Raw genomic sequence first — 18,445 nt, 5'->3', positions numbered from 1 at the left:
ACTCAGGTGCCGACAAGATCGAGCCCGGTCGAGCTGATCTTCGCGCCGGAATTCCTGCCCTGGACGACCCTGACCTCGATCCCTTGCGCAGCGCCTTTTCGGGCGGCCGTGACCATCTCTACTGCGGCGTTCTCCGATTGGGCGAAGGCGAAGCCGGTCGGCCCCCACGAGCTTTGGCCGATGCCGACTGCCCCTGCCTGCGCAAGTTCATGGGCAATGGTCTCGACCCGCTTCGAGGTGTACATGCCGCCCTGGGCCGGCGCAAAATGCGCGCCGACGAGCAACTGGATCGCCGTGATCGCCGCGCCGAAAGCAGCAAGGTCGCGCTCGATCAGGCCCGGCATGACGCCGGTGAGCACCTGATGGCAGATTGCGCCGGTGCCGCTTGCGGGGAAGGGCGGGAGCGAGCGGAAGGCTTCGATTTCGTCCTCGCCGTGCAGCCCGCTTTGCATGTGGTCGAGGATCAGGATGATCCGCCAATCGTCCGGAAATGGTAGGCGGGCGATGACCGTTGGTGGCCGGCCGCTGTCACTCCTGCCGGCATCGATGATCACGCCGCCCTCGGCGAAGCTGGCGATGCCGATGCCGGAGCGGTTGCCGCGCGCGAGCAGGGTTGCGTCGCCGTCGATGTCGAGCGGAAGGCGATGCAAGGTGCGCAGCGCCGCGGCGACCGCCAGCGAGATCTGCGTGCCCGAGCCGAGGCCGGCGTGACGCGGGATAGACTGTTCGATTGTCAGACGATGCTGCGCGCGGATGTCGAGTTGCCTACATAGCGCCGTCAGATGGGCGGCGGCGCGTTCAGCATCCGGGCCGCTGACCATGGTTTCGCCCGAGCGCGACAGCGTCACTACGGTTTCAGGCTGGCTGAGGGGGAGACCGACACTGCCAAAACGCCGAGCGGCGCTGCCGCTGGGATCGAGGAAGCCAAGATGAAGACGGGCGGGCACTCTTATCGTAACAGAAATCGACATCTGCCCCCCGATGGGTGCATCATCATGCATCAGGAAGTCCAGGTGCCCGCAGCCATGATAGCCTGTTTCGTCCCGAGGGCAAGCGCGAGAGGGCGGTGGAACCTGTACTTTGGTTTCCGGGGCACTGACCGAACCCAAGCGATATGCGGAGGCCGAAATGAGCGAGACGACGAAGGAAAAGGTCTATTCGGAAGACGAGATCGTGGACCGGCTCCAGAAGGAGCTGCCGAAATGGTTCTATGAAAAGGGCTGGATCCGCCGCAAATACAAGACTCACAGCTGGAAGGGGACACTGATGGTCATCAACACGGTGGGCCATCTGGCGGAGGCGGCATGGCACCACCCGGACATCACCGCCTCTTACGCCTGGGTCGAGGTGCGGCTGATGAACCATGCCGCAAAAGGCGTCACCGACAAGGATTTCGAGCTGGCCAAGAAGATCGAGGATGTCGTCCAGTGGCAGCCCGCCAAGGAAGGCGGCGCGCTGGAAGGCACGCCGCCGACGGATCAGCGCTTCGCCTACGTCAAATACGACTGAGCGAAGGCAATAGGGCAATAGGGCAATAGGGCAATAGGGGAATAGGAGATCCGCCAACAGCTCGGCGCTGACCGGTGCTCTCCCGCCTATTGCCTTATTGCCCTATTGCCCTATTGCCCTATTGCCCTTCTGCAGGGGTTCACGGCCTTTTCTGTTTCGTCTAAAATCGGGCCGGCACCAGAAAGTAGCGTAGTGGATGGCGGTTGCTTGGATCGGCAACCGGGAGACGCTGATCGAGCGCGCGGTCGAGCATGCTGCGGCGCTTCTATCTTCGAGCCGCTGCCCGGTTTTCAGCTTTGACACGGACATACATGGCACACGCGCCGCGATCGCCCTCGCAGAGCGGGTAGGCGCCGCCTACGACCATGTGGATGGCGAGGCGCTCGCGCGCGAGACGGCGCTCTTCACCGACAGGGGCGGCATGTTCGTTTCGCCCGGCGAGGTGCGGCGGCGGGCCGATGTCGTGGCAATCGTGGGCGAGCTGCCCGATATGCATCGCGATTTCGTGGCCGAGCTAGCCGAGACGGTTCCCGATCTGTCGCCCAGCAATTCGCGCGAATTCTTCCTGATCGGCGATGGCAGGACGCGCGCACCCTCATTGGGCTCCGGGCGGCGGTCAGTTCGGCTGTCCTGCGGCGCGCCGGGGCTGGGCGCCACGCTGGCGGCCTTGAGAGCGCAATGCGCCGGACGTCAGGTCACAGTGCCCGTTTCGAATTTCGGCCGATTCCAGAATGCGCTCGCAGACGCACGCTTTCCAGTCTTTCTGTTCTCCGGCCACGCAACCGACGGGCTTGCGCTGGAGATGCTGCAAGGGCTGATCGCCGACCTCAATCGCAGGTCGCGCGCGGCCGGGCTACATCTACCGGCGAGCGAGAGTGGCTGGGGTTCGACGCTCGCCTCGACTTGGATCTCCGGCTATGGGCTGCGCACCGGGTTTGCCCGCGGATTTCCGGAATTCGATCCCTGGCGTTTCGACGTGCAGCGGGCGATTGCTGCCGGTGAAGCGGATTTCCATCTGTGGGTTTCGAGCAACGGCGGTGAGCCGCCTGCAAAGCAGAACAGCACCAAGCTGATTGCGCTCGCCAAGACGGCCTACCGTATTCCCGGGGCAGCGGTCACAATCCCGGTCGGCGAAGCCGGTGTCGATCACGACGCCGTCGTCTACTCGGCCCGCACCGGGAGCCTGGCCTGGATCGCGGCGCAATCGTCTTCCGAGCTGCCGTCGGCAGCGGCGATCCTCCGCTCGATCGCTGAGCACGCCACTGCGGGGGCGCCTTTCCCATGCTGACGAAGATTGGCGGCGGCGAAATCATCGATCCCGCGAGCGGCCGTGCCGGCAAGGGCGATATCTGGATCAGGGACCAGGAGATCGTCGATGCACCGCCCGACGGCAAGGCCGACCGCACCTTCGACGCTTCCGGCTGCATTGTCATGGCGGGGGCGATCGACATCCACTCGCATATCGGCGGCGGCAATGTGAACACGGCGCGGCTGCTTCTGCCGGAACAGCATTCAGCCCATGAGGCGCGGCCTGCGGCGACGCCCCTCTCCAATGCCGGCTGGTCGACTTTCGAGACCGGCTGCCGCTACGCCAGCATGGGCTTCACCACGGTCATCGAGCCGGCTATGCCGCCGGGCGCGGCGCTGCACACCCACCTCGAGCTTGCCGATATTCCGATCATCGACAAGGGAACGCTGGCCATCCTCGGCAATGACGACTTCCTGCTGTCGATGATCCGCGACGAGCCCTCGGCCCGCATGATCGAGGACTATGTCGCATGGACCGTCGGCTCGACCCGCGCGCTCGGGGTGAAAGTGATCAATGCGGGAGGCGCGGCCGCCTTCAAGGAGAATGTCCGCACCTTCTCACTCGATGATGTCGTGCCCTCCTATGGCGTCAGCTCGAGGAAGATCGTCAAGACACTGCAGGCGGCGGTCGACAAGCTCGGCATTCCGCATCCGCTGCATGTGCACTGCAACAATCTCGGCGTGGCCGGGGCCGCCGACACGGCCGCAGCGACGATCGCGGCGGCAGAGGGCATGCCGCTTCATCTCGCCCACCTCCAGTTCTACGGCTACGGCACAGAAGGCAGGCGCAAATTCTCTTCATCCGCTGCGCGGCTGGCGGAGCTGGTGAATGCCACGCCGGAAGTGACGATCGACGTCGGCCAGGTGATGTTCGGCCAGACTGTCACTGTATCCTCCGACGTGCTCAGGCAATTCTCGGCGCGCGGCACGGCCCATCCGAAGAAGTTCGTCATCCACGACGGAGACGGCAATGGCGGCGGCATCGTGCCTTACCGCTACCGCCCGGATTATTACGGCACGATCCAGTGGGCGATAGGCCTGGAGCTGTTCCTGCTGATCAATGACCCCTGGCGCGTCTTCTTCACGACGGACCATCCCAACGGTGCGCCCTTTACCGTCTATCCCAAGCTCTTCGAACTGCTGATGAGTCGCGATGCGCGCAACGAGATGGCCGCGTCGCTTTCGAAGTCCGCTATGGCGCTCTCGACACTAGCCTCGATCGACCGGGAATACACTTTCGAGGAGATCGCGATAATGACGCGCGCCGCCCCGGCGAAGCTGCTGGGCCTGGCCGATCGTGGCCACCTCGGCGCCGGCGCCGTCGCGGACGTTGCGGTCTACCGCAAGGACAAGAATATCGCGAAGATGCTCGGGCGGGCCGCGCTGGTGTTCAAGGACGGCGATTTGGTCGTCAGGGACGGCGAGGTCACCCATTATCGCTGGGGGAGGGCGCTCCGGCTCAATCCACCGCCGGACGGCGCGATCGTGCGCCGGCTCGAGGACTATCACCAGCGCCGCTACGGCCTCTCCCTCGACTGGTTTACCTTCCCCGATGCCGCGATTGTTCGCGAAGAGCCGTTCCGCGAGGTGCCATGCCGAAGCTAGAGAAGCTGGAGGTGAATGGCGTCGTGATCGACGACACCTTCGCGGAGGCCTTCGGCATGCGCGCGACGGCCGTTCTGATCACCGCTCCGAGCCGAAAATGGGCGCTGCAGGCGGCAGCCTCGATGACAGGCTTTGCGACGTCGGTGATCGGTTGCGGCTGCGAGGCGGCGATCGATGTCGAGCTGCCGCCGTCGGCGACGCCGGACGGGCGCCCAGGCTGCCGCGTGATGATCTTTGCGGTGAGCACCGACGAGCTGCAGAAGCAGCTCACGAACCGCGTCGGCCAATGCGTTCTGACGTCACCCGGCAGCGCTTGTTATGCCGGGCTCGACGGGCCCAATCAGCTGAAGCTCGGTTCGGCGCTGCGCTATTTCGGCGATGGCTGGCAGATCTCGAAGAAGCTTGGGGGCAAGCATTTCTGGCGGGTGCCGGTGATGGACGGCGAGTTCCTGTGCGAGGCGACGACTGGCATGACCAAGGAGGCTGTCGGCGGTGGCAACCTGCTGCTGCTCGGCGAAAGCGGCGCCAAGGCGCTAGCCGCTGCGGAGGCGGCAATAGAAGCCATGAACCAGGTGCCCGGCGCGATAATGCCATTCCCAGGCGGCATCGTGCGTTCGGGCTCTAAGGTCGGCGGCAAGTACAAGGGCATGATGGCTTCGACCAACGAGGCCTTCGCCCCGACCCTGCGCGGTGTCGTGAAGAGCGAGCTCGGGCCCGACATCAACGGCGTCTTGGAGATTGTCATTGACGGCGAGACCAGCGACGCGGTCGCTGCCGCTATGAGCGCCGGCATCGAGGCCGTGACCAGGCTGGGAGCCAAGAAGGGCGCGAAGCGCATCAGTGCCGGCAATTACGGCGGCAAGCTCGGCAAGTTCCATTATCATCTGAAAGACCTGCTGCCGTGAAAGCGCTGACCTTCACTTTGATCGCCAAGCCGCCGGAGCGGCTCGACCTTGCGCCGCTCGCGCCTCAGCGGCTGGCTGTGCTGGATCGGCATGCCATCGAGAAGATCAGGATCGGCCAGTCCAAACGCGCTTCTACGGTGGGTGACATTTTCCGGGTCGCCGGCTCGGATGTTGAGAACATGGTCTTCGACGGCGGCAGTGACCGCTTCGATTGCGTGGCCGCCGGAATGACGGAAGGCACGGTCCGGGTCATCGGCGATGTCGGTGCTCAGGCCGGGCGCGGCATGCGCGGCGGCCGCTTGACGATCGAGGGCAATGCCGGGCCGCATGCCGGGTCGGGCATGCGCGGCGGCAGGCTGGAGATCTGGGGCCGCGCCGGCGACCATCTCGGCGCGCCGCTTGCGGGCGAGCTTGCAGGCATGGCCGGCGGCATGCTGATCGTCAGGGGCAAGGCAGGCGACTTCGCCGGCGACCGGATGCGGCGTGGCCTGATCACGGTGCTGAAGGGCTGCGGCAACCATGCCGGTTGCCGCATGATCGCCGGAACGCTGGTTGTGGCCGGCACCGCGGGCGAAATGCCGGGCTACCTGATGCGCCGTGGCTCGATCCTTCTTGATCGCGCGCCGAGGAACCTGTCGCCGAGCTTCGTCGAATCCGGCGCCCCGGACAACGTCTTCGCCACGCTTGTTGATCGCCACCTGATTGCCGAAGGCATCCTCAAACGTCCACTCCTGGGCAACGCGCCGCTGAGATATGGCGGCGACAATGCAGTGCTGGGGAAGGGCGAAATACTGTTCCCGAGGTGAGGGCGCCTACTGAAGTGTCCGGCAAACGAGTCGGAGGACGGATCAGAAAGCCGGAATCTTTTAGAACCTAGAACAACGGGCGCCCCTCGCGCAGGGATCAGACGCACTAAAGAGGCGGCATCTTCGGCAGAGCATGTCCTGCGCCAAGGCCGCTGTCGTCCGCGTCCCGCAGCTCTCTGGGGACATCTCGCTTCAGCACCTCGCCAAGCACGAATGCTGTTTCCTTCAGAAGCGCCCGGACTTCTTCAGTGTCCAGGCGCTCGATATCGTCAATCGCATCCAATAGCTCGACGACAAGCTCAACTCCGCGCTGGTGCAATTCTGGCAACATCAAGCCCTTCTAGTGATGCTGCCCTATTACCGGGGATTCCGTTTCCCTTCATTAACAAATATTACCAAATGACAAAGTTACCCCGCCTCTAGAACAATGATCCTTGAACGGGCGCTGTCGAGTCCGCTTTGGTCGCCTTGAGCAGGAGCTGGGTCGACGGCTTCGGGACGATCACCAGCTGGTCATCAGGCAAGGGCCGTTGCAGGTCCCTGGCCTCGGACCAGGGCGCAGAGAGCCATGTCTCCACCTCCTCCTGTGTCGTGAGGATCACCGGCATGGCCTTGGCATGGATCGGGGCGACAATCGCATTCGGCCGCGTCGTCAGGATGCCATAGACCTGGTGGTCGCCGGGGCCGTCCTTGACTCTGCGGATGCCCTGCCATCGCGTCCAGAGCCCGGCGAAGAAGAACAGCGGCAGGCTCTCCCCGATCGCGAACCAGTGGTTCCGTTGAATGCCGGTATCGGGATCCTTGTCGCCCGGCTTCGGGCTAGGCTCGGCGAAGATGTTGGCGGGGACCACGCAGCGGTTCTCCGCTGCAAGATAGGGCTGCCAATGGGCATATTGCGTGTTGCGTATGTTGGTGGTGCCGGGATCCGCCTTGCCCTTCACGCGCTCGGGCGGTGTCGGCATTCCCCATAGCAATCTTACGAGTTCTCGCTCGCCGTCAGGCGCATTGCGGACCACCGGGCCGGGCTGGTTGGGGTAGACGTCAAAGGATGGCTCGAAATTACCCGAGCGATCCCGCATAGCGCGGGTCCACTCAATGATGGCGCGCTGGGTGGTGGTGACATTGTAGAGGTTGCACATGGCGGGGAATGTGTATCACCTCGAGCAAAACTACCAGGGGTTGGGCCGACGACGGGATGCTGGGCTCGCTCGCGATTTCTGACACCCTGCCACTGATGGACATCATCGGCGAGCGCGTCGCCATTTCCGGCACGCAGCAAGTCCAGCGGGGTCAGCGCATGGCGTGATAGGGCTTCAGAGGCTGAAACTGCCCGATGCCATGGCGCAAGCCAAAGGCAAATTGAACTTGCCCGCCGCGCCGGGGGGACGCGACGGGCACGCAACGCCGGAGTGAGTGGCTTCCTCGCCCAGCCGTCACATCACAGAGCGATAAAGATCATTAGGCAGCGCTAATAGGGCATCATTGCACACGATTACGTGAAGACCCGTGAAGAAGGCGCGGGTACGGCAGACCTGATGTTTCGAGCCCCCCTTGTCATTCGCTGTCGCGCCCTGTCGCACGGCAATGAAGCAGAAGTCTGCTTCACAGCTGACGCCCGGTGGGCCCACTGCATCAATGCGGCCATCAATGCTTTAGGGCGTCCCGGACCTTATCTTTGACCTTGCCGACGCCTTTTTGAATGCTCCCTTCAGCCTTGTCGGCCTTGCCAGAGGCGCGAAGGCTATCATCTCCGGTGGCTTTGCCTACTTTGTCCTTGGCCTCGCCGCGCAGCTTCTTGGCCGAGCCCTTCACTTCATCCTTATGCATGGTTCTCTCCATCACTGGTGGAGGACAACATGCAGTGCAGCTGAAAAGTTCCAGAGCCTGGTGGAGGATGGTGGTGCGATACAGACGACGCCCGGGACCGCTCCAGCCTACCGGCGGACTTTCCGTTCCGGGAATGGACACGCCAGCGCCGACTGGTCACGGCGTGTCCCGGCCGCGCGCGAGAAACTGAATGCCTCCGCCACGGCAACGAAGTTCTCCAGCTATTCTATTCCCAGATCCGGCGCCCGTGTTGCCGCAAAAGACGAATGTATCTCAGGCAACATACTGAAATGTCGAAGCTATGCAAAATCGGAATGCCATGTTGTTGAAAATGAATTGGCGCAATCGGCGCGCGCGATTGCAGGGTGGCGCGCACCTCGCGACTGGCGTGCGAGGAACGAGGGGACGCAGCCATCGTGGGAAGAATCGTCTATTGCAACGGTGTTTTCACGCCGGAGGAAGACGCGCGTATCAGCATCTTCGACCGCGGCTTTCTGTTCGGTGATGCGATCTACGAGGTCACGGCTGTCATTGCCGGGCGTTTGATTGACAATGATCTCCACCTTGACCGATTCGAGCGCTCGCTGGCCGCTCTTTCTATCCCCATGCCCGTGCCGCGTCCGGAATTGGAGCATATCCAATTCGAGCTGATGGCGCGCAACGCTCTCATGGAAGGCACGATCTACCTGCAGGTATCCCGGGGCGAGGCCGATCGCGACTTTGTCTATCCCGCGGGGCTTAAACCGAACTTCATCGCCTTCACACAGGCGAAAAAGCTTGCTGACACGCCCGCACAACGGAACGGCATTGCTGTCAACCTGGCGCGAGATCTGCGCTGGGCCAGGCGGGACATCAAGACCGCGATGCTGCTCGGCCAGGTGCTGGCCAAACATGAGGCCCGCGCCAAGGGGTATGACGATGTCTGGATGGTCGAGGACGGCTTGGTTACGGAGGGCTCATCCTCTACAGCTTTCATCATCACTGCCGACAATCAGGTCGTGACGCGCCCGAATTCGCAATCGACCTTGCCCGGTTGTACGCGCAAGGCAGTACTTCGGCTCTGCGAAACCCACGGCCTTCATTTCGAGGAGCGCGCCTTTACACCGGCGGAAGCGCAAGCGGCGACCGAGGCGTTCGTCACCAGCGCCTCATCCTTCGTCACCCCCGTTGTCAGGATCGGAGAGGTCGCGATCGGAGATGGCCGGCCCGGTCCGCTGACCTGCCGACTGCAAGCCTACTACATCGAAGCCGCGCTCGGTTCCGTGCCGGTCTCGCCTGCATAACCACGACCACAACCCCGATCTATCCACCAGAGGAGAACCAGATGAAATTCAGCAGCAAGCTCGTCGGCCTTGCCGTCGGCTCTATAGTAGCGCTCGCCGGCACGGCCGCATCAGCGGCCGAGGGCTACGGCGAATGCAAGCTCTACGGCAAGCAGGGCACCGAGCACATCACGCCGGCGGTTGCTGGCCAGTTCACCGTCGTTATCAACCTGCCGGCAGTCGGCGAATTCAACGGCGACACGCCGGAGAGCATCACCAACGGCCGCGAATTCTGCATGGCGGTCAACATCGCCTACCGCCTCGGTCTCGACAAGGTCGTGCTGAAGAACGCGTCCTTCGATTCCATCGTCGCGGGCCAGAACAAGGATTTCGATGTCGCCCTGGCGCAGATCTCGGTGACGGAACCGCGCAAGAAAGTGGTCGATTTCTCGACACCCTATTCGTTTGGCTCCTATGGCCTCGCGGCCAAGGCGGGGTCCAATTTGACCGAAGAGAATGTACGTGACGCCAAGTTCGGCACGCAGGCGGGCACCACCATGGTGTCATGGGCGCAGGATACGTTGAAAGCGAAGAACCTGTCGGTCTTCGACGACACCGGGGCGATGTTCACAGCCGTCGCCGCAGGCAATGTCGATGTGGCAATGACGGAACTGTCCATCGTTCTAGGCCAGGTTGCCGCCTCGAACGGCAAGCTCGAAGTGGTAGGCCAGTACGACGTCGGCGGTGAGACCGCGGGAATCTACCCCAAGGGTTCGCCGGCAAAGCCGGTGATCGACAAGATCATCGCCGATATGCAGCAAGACGGCACGCTCAAGGACCTTGAGCTGCAATATCTGGCCCCCGCATGGGGTGGCAAGACGCCGGCCGACGTCCCAGTCTGGAAGTACTGAGTTCATGGCGGTGCTCGATCACCACGCGAAATCGGACGAAGCCGGGCGCGCCGCAGCATGGCGCGCCCGGACCGTTACGCGCACATATCGCGGCCGCACGGCGCTAACCCTTGCGCTGGCTGTGCTGACCTTCGTTGCCGTCGCTGTCTCGGTCCAGCACATCGGTTCCTTCGCCGTTTCGCAAGGTATCGCGTCCACTGCCGTGGTGGTGCCGGGAGCGATCGCCGCCTTGGCTGCGGCGGTCGTGTTGGTGATCGCTGCGCGTGCTTTCCTGAAATCACTGGCTTCCAGCCGCAGCGACGATGTCTATGCCGCTCGCGCGCTTGGCGCAGAGGCCTCAATGGCGGCCTGGCAGGCGCTGTCCTGGTGCGGAGCGCTGCTTATCGTGACCGGTGGTGCCTGGTTCATGGTGCTGAACGATGCCGCTGTCAGCCGTACCTTCTTCGATCTGGCGCTGATCCGCGAATCCGCCGGCAAGGTACTTCGGGCCTTCGGCACCAACATTGTCATCTTCGCGGTTTCGGCAGTTCTGATCCTGATATGGTCGCTGCTGGTGGCTGTTGCCCGCACGCTTCCTGGCGATGCCGGGCGGCCTCTGCGCTTCCTCGCCATCGCCTATGGCGACCTGTTTCGCGGCCTGCCCGCTATCATCACCATCTACCTGATCGGCTTCGGGTTGCCGCTGACCGACCTGCCGGTGCTGTCGCACCTTTCTTCCACCGCCTATGCAGTCATCGCGCTGACGCTGACCTACGGGGCCTATACGTCGGAGGTCTATCGTGCCGGGATCGAGGGCGTGCATCATAGCCAGGTCGCGGCCGCCCGTTCGCTCGGGCTCAGCCATTTCAAGACCATGCGCTACGTGATCGTGCCGCTTGCCGTGCGCAACATCATTCCGCCGCTGATGAACAACTGCATCAGCCTGCAGAAGGACACCGCGCTGGTTGCCATCATCGGTACCATCGACGCCTTCAACCAGTCGAAGATCATAGCGGCCAACAATTTCAACCTTTCGGCGGTGACCACGGTCGCGATCCTGTTCATCGCCATTACCATCCCCCAGGCGCGGTTTGTCGATCGGCTGATCGAGCGCGACCGACGCCGGATCAGGGCGGGAGGCTGAAGCGTGGCGCTGCTCGAAATCGATGGCGTGACCAAGCACTATGGCTCGGTCGAGGTCATTTCCAACCTGTCGCTCTCCGTCGAAGAGCATGAGGTAATCTGCCTGATCGGCCCGTCGGGCTGCGGTAAATCTACGCTGCTGCGCTGCATCAACCGGCTGGAGGAGATCTCACTCGGCGAAGTTCGCATCCATGGCGACCGGATCACCGGGCCGGGGGTGGATCTCGACCGGCTTCGGCGCGACATCGGCATCGTATTCCAGGGGTACAACCTGTTTCCCCACATGACGGTGCTGCAAAACACCACGCTTGCGCCGCTGAAAGTGCTCGGCATGAAGCGTCGCGAGGCCGAGGATCGGGCGATGGCGTTCCTCGAGCGCATCGGCCTGGCGCACAAGGCCGGCGACTACCCCGACCGGCTTTCCGGTGGGCAGCAGCAGCGCGTTGCCATCGTGCGCGCCCTGATGATGGACCCCATGCTGCTCCTGCTGGACGAAATCACCTCCGCTCTCGATCCCGAACTCGTGGCGGAGGTTCTGGACATCGTGCGCGATCTCGCGGCCAAGGGCATGACCATGATGCTTGCCACCCACGAGATGGGCTTTGCCAGCGAAGTCGCCGACAGGATCTGCTTTCTTCAATCCGGGACAATCTATGAACAGGGGTCGCCGGCTGAGATATTTGGCAATCCGAAGCGTGAGCGGACGCAGGCCTTCCTGCGCAGCCTGAAAAAGGCCGGGAGACTGTAGCGGAGGCATGATGAAGGGTTCCGGAATGCCATCAGCGCGCGATCTCGGCTTGAGCTCGGGCATCCTGCCGCCGGGATCGCTGAATGCCATCACCGATGTGGTCGGGGTGACGGTCGGCCACCGCACCCTTTGCAGTGAGACGCTGGCCACCGGAGTCACGGCCATCCTTCCGCACCAAGGCGATCTTTTCCGCCAGAAAGTTCGCGCGGGAATAGAGGTGATCAACGGCTTCGGCAAGTCCGTGGGCATGATGCAGGTGGCCGAACTCGGCACCGTCGAAACACCGATCCTCTTGACCAACACGTTCTCCGTCGCACCATGCGCAGAAGCATTGGTGCGCCGGGCGATCGCGGCCAATCCGGACATCGGCCGCGAGACCTCCACCGTCAATCCGCTGGTCTTCGAGTGCAATGATGGCGTGATCAACGACATCCAAGCCATGGCAGTGACCACAGCCGACGCCGAGGCGGCGCTCGACGACGCCAGGGGCGGTGCGGTGCTGCAGGGTGCGATAGGAGCGGGGACCGGGATGACAAGCTTCGGCTTCAAGGCCGGCATCGGTTCCGCCTCGCGGCTGATGCGGATCGACGGAGACGATTATACGCTAGGAGCGCTCGTGCTGGCCAATTTCGGGCGGGTAGGGGACCTCGTGCTGCCGGACGGCCGCCGGCCCAACCCGCGCTCGTCTGCGGAGACGGAAAAGGGATCGGTCATCATAATTCTTGCCACTGACCTACCGCTCGGTGACCGTCAGCTCCGCCGCGTGGCTCGCCGAGCCGGGGCCGGACTGGCGCGCCTCGGTGCCTTCTGGGGCAATGGCAGCGGCGACATCGCCTTGTGTTTCACCACGGCCGATCCGGTCGCGCATGAACCGCGGAAAGCTTTCCAGTCCCTCCGGCAGCTTGCCGATGATCGCATCGACATGCCGTTCCGCGCCGCCGCGGAGGCGACGCAGGAGGCGGTGTTGAATGCGCTTTGTGCCGCGCCGGCTACGACAGGGCGCACTGGCCGTTCGTTCCCGGCGCTCGCGGCATGGCTGATGGAGAACCCGCTACAGTGAAGATATTCCTCAGCGCGGACATAGAAGGAACCGCCGGTATCGCTCATTGGGACGAGGCCGATCGTAGCCATTCGGATCATCGCGAGTTCCGGATGCTGATGACGGCCGAGGTGGTGGCAGCCTGCGAGGGTGCGCGCGCCGCCGGCGCCGAACAAATCGTCGTCAAGGACGCGCATGACAGCGGCCGCAATCTCGTCCTCGATCTGTTGCCCGACTATGTCCGGGTAATCCGGGGCTGGTCCGGCCATCCCGATAGCATGATGTTCGGCATAGCTGCCGATTTCGCTGCGGCGATCTATGTTGGCTACCATTCAAAGGCGGGAACCGAGGCGAACCCCCTGGCCCATACCACTAGCACCGCCGTCTCACGGCTGTTGCTCAACGGAGAGGTCGTCTCCGAATTCACCGTGAACGCACTCTGCGCCTCCCGCTATGGAGTACCGTCTGCCTTTCTCGCAGGGGATGCCGGGATCTGTGCCGATGCGCGCGCAATGATATCGGGCATCGCCACGGTGGAGACTTTGGAAGGGGCAGGGCGCGCCGCGACCTCGCTCTCGCCAGCGTGTTCCCGGGCGCTGATCCGGCAGGGTGTCGAGGCCGCCCTTTCCCGCGACCTCTCCGGGCTGGTTCCGCCGTTGGCTGAGACCTACGAGGCTGTCGTGGAATTCTCCAATCCGTCCGACGCGTTTCGAGCTTCTTGGTATCCGGGCGCGCGTTCGCATGGACCGCGCGCGGTCGCTTTCGCGGCAAAGGACTTCTTCGAGATCCAGCGCGCGCTTCGTTTCGTTCTTGCGTGAACGTCGATCTGTCGAACTTGCCCTTCCCGCATCCAACGAACTACGCGGCGACCTTCCCGCGAAAGAGACCGATGCCGCGGGAACCTTTCACATGCGTTCTCATCCGCTAAGTTTGGGTCCTGATTGTGCCGGGCAAATGGATTGTTTCGGCCGCAAGCTCCGGAACCGGATTGACGCGATCCAGTTGAGTCTCGCTTCGAGGAGCGTGCGTGAATGCCTTCCAGGGCGGCGAGAGCGCCGCTGTCGTTCATCGAGTTTCAGATGCCCGAACTGGCCAGCAAGCCGCCTGCCGGAAGCGAATGGATTCACGAAATCAAGTATGATGGATACCGCACGGAAATCGTCCTCGATGGTGGCAAAGCACGCGCCTACACGCGGCGAGGCTATGACTGGACTGAGCGATATCCATCGATCGTCGAGGCCGTTGAAAAGCTCCCAGCCAGGTCGGCCATCATCGATGGTGAGGCCGTGGTGCTCGGTGCAATGGGCCGCCCCGACTTCCAGGCGCTGGAGCGCGAGCTCGGCAAGCGGCCGAGCAAGATCATCTACTATGCTTTCGATCTGCTCCGGCTTGATGGTCGCGACCTGCGCAGCCGCCCACTGATCGACCGCAAGGCGGCATTGCAGAAGCTGCTGGAGAGTGCAGAGTCCGGGTTGGTATATTCCGACCATCTGAAGGTGAGCGGCGAGCAGGTGTTCGAGCACGCCTGCCGCCTTGGCCTGGAGGGAATAGTTTCCAAACGCGTCGATGCGCCCTATCGGTCCGGCCGATCGGAGACATGGCGCAAGGTCAAATGCTCCCGCTCCGACACCTTTCCGATCGTGGCGTTCGTTGAAAAATTGGGCGCTCACCCGCGCCGAGTGGCTTCCCTGTACATTGGCCGACAGCAGGACGGGCGGCTGATCTATGCCGGAAAGGTCGGGACCGGCTACACCCTGACGAGCGCACGCCAGCTCCGTGAAATCCTGGATCCACTCATTCAGACCAGTTCGCCGCTCAGTCACCCCATAGACAAACCGAAAGCCACCTGGGTCCAGCCGGTGGTTCTCGCGGAGGTCGGTTTCAGCGGCGAAACGGATCGTGGGGTCCTTCGGGAAGCGGTGTACAAGGGCTTGCGGCAGGATCTGGCGCCATTGCCGCGCAAACCGGCCGCACAATCAAAGCCGCGCGGCGCTGGCAGCACCCACGGCGTGCCCCGCGAGAACATCCTGCAACTGCTGCCTGATGCCGTGGTGCCCAGCAAAGACGAGCTGCGCGCTTACTGGCGAAAGGTCGCGCGACGGGCGCTCGATCATCTCGCCCAACGGCCGCTCAAGCTGGTACGGCACACGCACGGCATAACCTTCTTCCACCGCGGTCCTCTCCCGGAAATCCCGCCGAGCGTGCATCAACTGCACATTCAGAAGCGTGAGGGCGGAGAAGGTGTGCGCGTCTGGATCGACGACCTCGATGGCCTGCTCGGCCTCGTCGAGATGGATGCCGTCGAACTGCACCCGTGGAATGCGACTGTGAATGACATCGAGCATGCCGACCGGCTTGTGCTCGACGTTGATCCGGGAGAGGGGATCGAATGGGATCAGGTCATCCAGACAACGTTGCGCCTGCGCGATCTCCTGCAGGAGGCAGGCCTGGCGAGCTGGCCGAAACTGACGGGCGGCAAAGGCATCCACCTTATGGCGCCGTTCGAGAAACGCCTCACTCATGATGCCGCTCGAAAGGCGGCCCGAGCGGTTGCGCAGCGCCTGCTCGACGAACGTCCTGACCTTTACGTCCTTTCAGCTGCCCCGTCGGCTCGAACCGGCCATATCTTTCTCGACTACTTGCGCAACGGCCGTGGCAATACGGCGGTTGGCGCCTGGTCGCCCCGTGCCCGGCATGGATTTCCGATCGCCGCACCAGTCACTTGGGCGCAGGTGGAATCCGGCATTCAGCCCGATGTATTCACCATGACGCACGCGTTAAGGAGAGGGCGAAGGGCGGCGTAGAAAGGGAAGGCGCCGCCTGCTTGGCAGGGACGCCGCCCCCCAATGATCCCCGTTGTCGGGGCGAGAGCCTCAGCCCCCGATCACATGCACGATCTTGCGCGTGCTGGGTTCGACCAGCACCGTCTTCTTGCCGATCACGACATATTCGTATTTGTGCTTCACTTTAGGCACGCTGAGCGTGTGCAGTTCGACGGTGTCCGGCAGGGTCGCTCCCACCGTGATATCGACACCTGCGGGTGGTTCGACAGGCGTGACCTTCTCTGTCGTCACATATTCCCGAATGGCGGTTTCTTCGTCGGGGCTGACGACTACCGTGTCGGCAGCTGCCACGCCGATGCCTGCCAGTAAGAGCGTGGCGGTCAAAGTTGATACTATTGGCTTTTTCATCATTCTATTCTCCGCGTTCACGAACAGCCGTCTTCGGCCATTTCATGTCGGGTAGTGGCACCCGGCACGTCATCTCCAACTGCAATCAGCGGTCGCGGTTGCGGTCAAACCAGCGTGTCGGACTTCTGCCCTCTCTGCATTGGGGACCAAGGTCTGATGATGCGCGGCAGAGGTCCATGCCCCGGAACACTGTGCCCGGCGCCGCGTTTCGACGGGTTCACCAGTAAGGATCCGTCGGTGTATCGCGAAGAAGGACAACTGGCCTTCGGCCGCCCCGCCAAGAACGATTGCCCTGCGATTGCGAAGATAAGGTGGAACGATCAGCCCGACGGTATCGCTGGCCCGCCCGGCGTCGTCGCCGGTGTGGTCATCTTCTTCGTGACGACCGTCTGGGTTCTGCTCATAGGAGGCGTGCTGGTCTGGTCATTGCTTCCAGCCAAGGCAGTGTGGCCCGTCAGCATAGCTTTTGGTGTGGAACTGGTTGGCGTGGCAGCTTCGCTCGGCTACGTCATCTGGATGGCGCGGCGCAGCTGACAGCCCTTACGACCCCAGTTCCTTCAGAGCGTCTGAGTGCCGGCGCTGTTCCGTTTCCCAGCGCTCCATCTCCAGAGCTTCATCTTTGTCCAGCTCTTCCCGTCGCCGCGCGAGAGCCTGCATTGCTTCGTCGTGGCGGGCTTGCGCCTTCTCGAAATCGGCGTTGGCTTTGGCGACCATACGCTCACGCTTCTTCCTGGCCCGCTCGCGCTCCGCCGCCTCCTCTTTCTGGCGTTGAAGAGCCTCTTTCTCGCGTTGGCTTTCGAGAGCCGCCGCACGCTTCGGCTTCTCCTCGGCTTTTCGGCCGGGTTTCTTTTCGGAGACAGCACGCTGGGAACGCTGACCCGACGGCTTGCGGCTTTCCTTGGGCGCTTTCGGGAGCGGGGCGTGTTCGCTGAATTCGCCCTGCGATCCGACCGGTCGCCGCAGCACGACGCCAGGGGCGGCCATCGCCGCCTCCACTATTTTGGGATCATCGGTTTGCTCCGCATAGCCGCGCTCGAAGATGTCCGTATCTGCGCCCCAAGCCTCCGCAGCCGCCCTCATCGATGGCGCCGCTACAGCTAGCTCGAAGAAGCCTCCTGCCGAGGTTCGATACACCTTGAGTTTTCTTGCCATGCGACTGACCTCTGGCGCTCACACCGGTCGAACGGGCCGGTCGAATGAGCGTGGCGCAGTTCTTCATCGCAACGCAAGCGCCTTCGGACGCTTGGCAAACCGGACAATCTTATCTCTCAGCCTCGTTGATGGCACGGCAGCGGAAACAAACCGGAGACATTCAGCCCAGCTCGATGTCAGCCGATTCTGCACGTAATGGTGGAACCATTCCGCTTAACAAATGTTAGCAAGGGACGAGGAGAGAGCCGAGCGACCACAGGGCTGGCGCACTCGGCTCCAGGAAGCCCGCCGCAACCCCGCGCAGGCGGGCTTTCTGTTGAAGCGGCCCACCTTATGGAAGGGCGGGCCCGCTCCAGTGGCGCTGTCCTTAAGCGTTGTTAGTCTATCTCATTTCTGCTGTTCTGTCGCATGGGATGCACAATTTGCTGTGGCTCAGCAAATATGAGGTTCCTGGACAGTGGATATTGTGGGCCGCCTGATTTCTATCCGCGCGGGCGGCTGACATCATTGGAGGTCTCGTGATCACCCTCTACGGCTTCAAGAGCTGCGATACGGTCAGGAAGGCAAGGGCGTGGCTCGACGCCCGGGACGTCAAGTACGACTTCTTCGACTACCGCGTCGAGAAGCTCGATCCGAAGGTGGTCGATGGCTGGTTCGCGCGGGCGGGCTGGGAGAAGGTCTTCAACAGGAACAGCACTGTCTTCAAGGAGCTGCCGGAAGCCGAGCAGGCAAGCATCGACGAGAAGAAGGCCCGAGCCATGATCCTTGCCGAGACCAACCTCATCAAGCGCCCGGTGCTCGATGCGGGTGGCCGACTGTTGTTCGGCTTCAAGGCGGCCGAGTACGAGCAGGTGGTAGGGCAATAGGGGAATAAGGGAGTAGGTGAGTAGGTAAGCAAGGCGGAGTGCGGCTTTCGGGTGCGCGCCCAAATTAGTCGACCGTGAACTATTGCGATTTCACGTTGATACGAGGCGAAGCTGAGTGCTGAAGGCAGCCAGCATCAGGCACAGCAAAAGGCTGAGCCATCGTATGAGGCGTCGGAAATTGTAGCCGGCTGCGG

Annotated in this window: 20 protein-coding genes; 14 read left to right on the top strand and 6 right to left on the bottom strand. The window is 62.9% G+C overall.

Going from position 1 to position 18,445, the window contains the following annotated elements:
- Window positions 1-2 precede the first annotated feature (2 nt).
- Window positions 3-971: a beta-ribofuranosylaminobenzene 5'-phosphate synthase family protein gene (locus SAZ10_RS32100; RefSeq protein WP_318613596.1), complete on the bottom strand. Its 969-nt coding sequence runs from the start codon at window positions 969-971 to the stop codon at window positions 3-5.
- A gap of 157 nt (window positions 972-1,128) precedes the next feature.
- Here SAZ10_RS32100 and SAZ10_RS32095 point away from each other — a divergent pair, with 157 nt between their 5' ends.
- From SAZ10_RS32095 to SAZ10_RS32075, 5 genes are all read left to right on the top strand, one after another.
- Complete coding sequence (locus tag SAZ10_RS32095; RefSeq protein ID WP_318613595.1) at window positions 1,129-1,509, top strand: 4a-hydroxytetrahydrobiopterin dehydratase; 381 nt, start codon at window positions 1,129-1,131, stop codon at window positions 1,507-1,509.
- A 196-nt stretch (window positions 1,510-1,705) separates the two neighbouring features.
- Window positions 1,706-2,797, top strand: a complete 1,092-nt coding sequence (locus tag SAZ10_RS32090) for a tungsten formylmethanofuran dehydrogenase (protein ID WP_318613594.1) — start codon at window positions 1,706-1,708, stop codon at window positions 2,795-2,797.
- A complete protein-coding gene (locus SAZ10_RS32085; protein WP_318613593.1) occupies window positions 2,791-4,422 on the top strand; it encodes a formylmethanofuran dehydrogenase subunit A in 1,632 nt (543 codons plus the stop codon). The genes SAZ10_RS32090 and SAZ10_RS32085 overlap by 7 nt, the downstream gene beginning before the upstream one ends.
- Window positions 4,410-5,327, top strand: a complete 918-nt coding sequence (gene fhcD, locus SAZ10_RS32080; protein ID WP_318613592.1) for a formylmethanofuran--tetrahydromethanopterin N-formyltransferase — start codon at window positions 4,410-4,412, stop codon at window positions 5,325-5,327. Before SAZ10_RS32085 ends, fhcD begins: the two co-directional genes overlap by 13 nt.
- Complete coding sequence (locus SAZ10_RS32075) at window positions 5,324-6,133, top strand: formylmethanofuran dehydrogenase subunit C (protein WP_318613591.1); 810 nt, start codon at window positions 5,324-5,326, stop codon at window positions 6,131-6,133. Before fhcD ends, SAZ10_RS32075 begins: the two co-directional genes overlap by 4 nt.
- 106 nt (window positions 6,134-6,239) lie before the next feature.
- Here SAZ10_RS32075 and SAZ10_RS32070 read toward each other — a convergent pair whose 3' ends face one another.
- The 3 genes from SAZ10_RS32070 to SAZ10_RS32060 all read right to left on the bottom strand — a co-directional run bounded on the left by SAZ10_RS32070 (window position 6,240) and on the right by SAZ10_RS32060 (window position 7,960).
- Entirely contained in the window at window positions 6,240-6,464 is a 225-nt protein-coding gene (locus tag SAZ10_RS32070) for a hypothetical protein (RefSeq protein ID WP_318613590.1), read from the bottom strand.
- 88 nt (window positions 6,465-6,552) lie between these two features.
- Window positions 6,553-7,272, bottom strand: coding sequence for an SOS response-associated peptidase (locus SAZ10_RS32065; RefSeq protein WP_318613589.1), 720 nt, complete (start codon window positions 7,270-7,272; stop codon window positions 6,553-6,555).
- 505 nt (window positions 7,273-7,777) lie between these two features.
- Window positions 7,778-7,960: a CsbD family protein gene (locus tag SAZ10_RS32060; RefSeq protein WP_318613588.1), complete on the bottom strand. Its 183-nt coding sequence runs from the start codon at window positions 7,958-7,960 to the stop codon at window positions 7,778-7,780.
- 416 nt (window positions 7,961-8,376) lie between these two features.
- Here SAZ10_RS32060 and SAZ10_RS32055 point away from each other — a divergent pair, with 416 nt between their 5' ends.
- The 7 genes from SAZ10_RS32055 (at window position 8,377) to ligD (ending at window position 15,846) form a co-directional block, all read left to right on the top strand.
- Window positions 8,377-9,243 (top strand): D-amino-acid transaminase, encoded by an 867-nt coding sequence (locus tag SAZ10_RS32055; protein ID WP_318613586.1) that lies wholly within the window; start codon window positions 8,377-8,379, stop codon window positions 9,241-9,243.
- Between the two features lie 41 nt (window positions 9,244-9,284).
- Window positions 9,285-10,133: an ABC transporter substrate-binding protein gene (locus tag SAZ10_RS32050; RefSeq protein ID WP_318613585.1), complete on the top strand. Its 849-nt coding sequence runs from the start codon at window positions 9,285-9,287 to the stop codon at window positions 10,131-10,133.
- Between the two features lie 4 nt (window positions 10,134-10,137).
- Window positions 10,138-11,256 carry an amino acid ABC transporter permease gene (locus SAZ10_RS32045; protein WP_318613584.1) on the top strand — a complete coding sequence of 373 codons (1,119 nt, stop codon included), beginning with the start codon at window positions 10,138-10,140 and terminating at the stop codon, window positions 11,254-11,256.
- Window positions 11,257-11,259: 3 nt separating this feature from the next.
- On the top strand, window positions 11,260-12,003 hold the full coding sequence (locus tag SAZ10_RS32040; RefSeq protein ID WP_318613583.1) for an amino acid ABC transporter ATP-binding protein: 744 nt from the start codon (window positions 11,260-11,262) through the stop codon (window positions 12,001-12,003).
- Window positions 12,004-12,028: 25 nt separating this feature from the next.
- Window positions 12,029-13,063: a P1 family peptidase gene (locus tag SAZ10_RS32035; protein WP_318613582.1), complete on the top strand. Its 1,035-nt coding sequence runs from the start codon at window positions 12,029-12,031 to the stop codon at window positions 13,061-13,063.
- A complete protein-coding gene (locus SAZ10_RS32030; protein ID WP_318613581.1) occupies window positions 13,060-13,860 on the top strand; it encodes a M55 family metallopeptidase in 801 nt (266 codons plus the stop codon). Before SAZ10_RS32035 ends, SAZ10_RS32030 begins: the two co-directional genes overlap by 4 nt.
- Window positions 13,861-14,073: 213 nt before the next feature.
- Window positions 14,074-15,846 (top strand): DNA ligase D, encoded by a 1,773-nt coding sequence (gene ligD, locus SAZ10_RS32025; protein WP_318613580.1) that lies wholly within the window; start codon window positions 14,074-14,076, stop codon window positions 15,844-15,846.
- A 69-nt stretch (window positions 15,847-15,915) separates the two neighbouring features.
- On the opposite strand, the gene SAZ10_RS32020 is transcribed toward ligD, so the two are convergent.
- Entirely contained in the window at window positions 15,916-16,236 is a 321-nt protein-coding gene (locus tag SAZ10_RS32020) for a DUF1236 domain-containing protein (protein ID WP_318613579.1), read from the bottom strand.
- A gap of 234 nt (window positions 16,237-16,470) precedes the next feature.
- Here SAZ10_RS32020 and SAZ10_RS32015 point away from each other — a divergent pair, with 234 nt between their 5' ends.
- Window positions 16,471-16,767 (top strand): hypothetical protein, encoded by a 297-nt coding sequence (locus SAZ10_RS32015; protein WP_318613578.1) that lies wholly within the window; start codon window positions 16,471-16,473, stop codon window positions 16,765-16,767.
- Window positions 16,768-16,773: 6 nt separating this feature from the next.
- Here SAZ10_RS32015 and SAZ10_RS32010 read toward each other — a convergent pair whose 3' ends face one another.
- On the bottom strand, window positions 16,774-17,229 hold the full coding sequence (locus tag SAZ10_RS32010) for a hypothetical protein (protein WP_318613577.1): 456 nt from the start codon (window positions 17,227-17,229) through the stop codon (window positions 16,774-16,776).
- Window positions 17,230-17,903: 674 nt separating this feature from the next.
- On the opposite strand from SAZ10_RS32010, the gene SAZ10_RS32005 reads away from it, so the two are divergent.
- Window positions 17,904-18,251 carry a Spx/MgsR family RNA polymerase-binding regulatory protein gene (locus SAZ10_RS32005; protein WP_318613576.1) on the top strand — a complete coding sequence of 116 codons (348 nt, stop codon included), beginning with the start codon at window positions 17,904-17,906 and terminating at the stop codon, window positions 18,249-18,251.
- Window positions 18,252-18,445 lie beyond the last annotated feature (194 nt).

The organism is Mesorhizobium sp. BAC0120 (genome assembly GCF_033542235.1).
GTDB lineage: Bacteria > Pseudomonadota > Alphaproteobacteria > Rhizobiales > Rhizobiaceae > JAWRCU01.
Note: the sequence above shows the minus strand (reverse complement) of the source record. Positions and strands in the feature narration are given on the sequence as shown.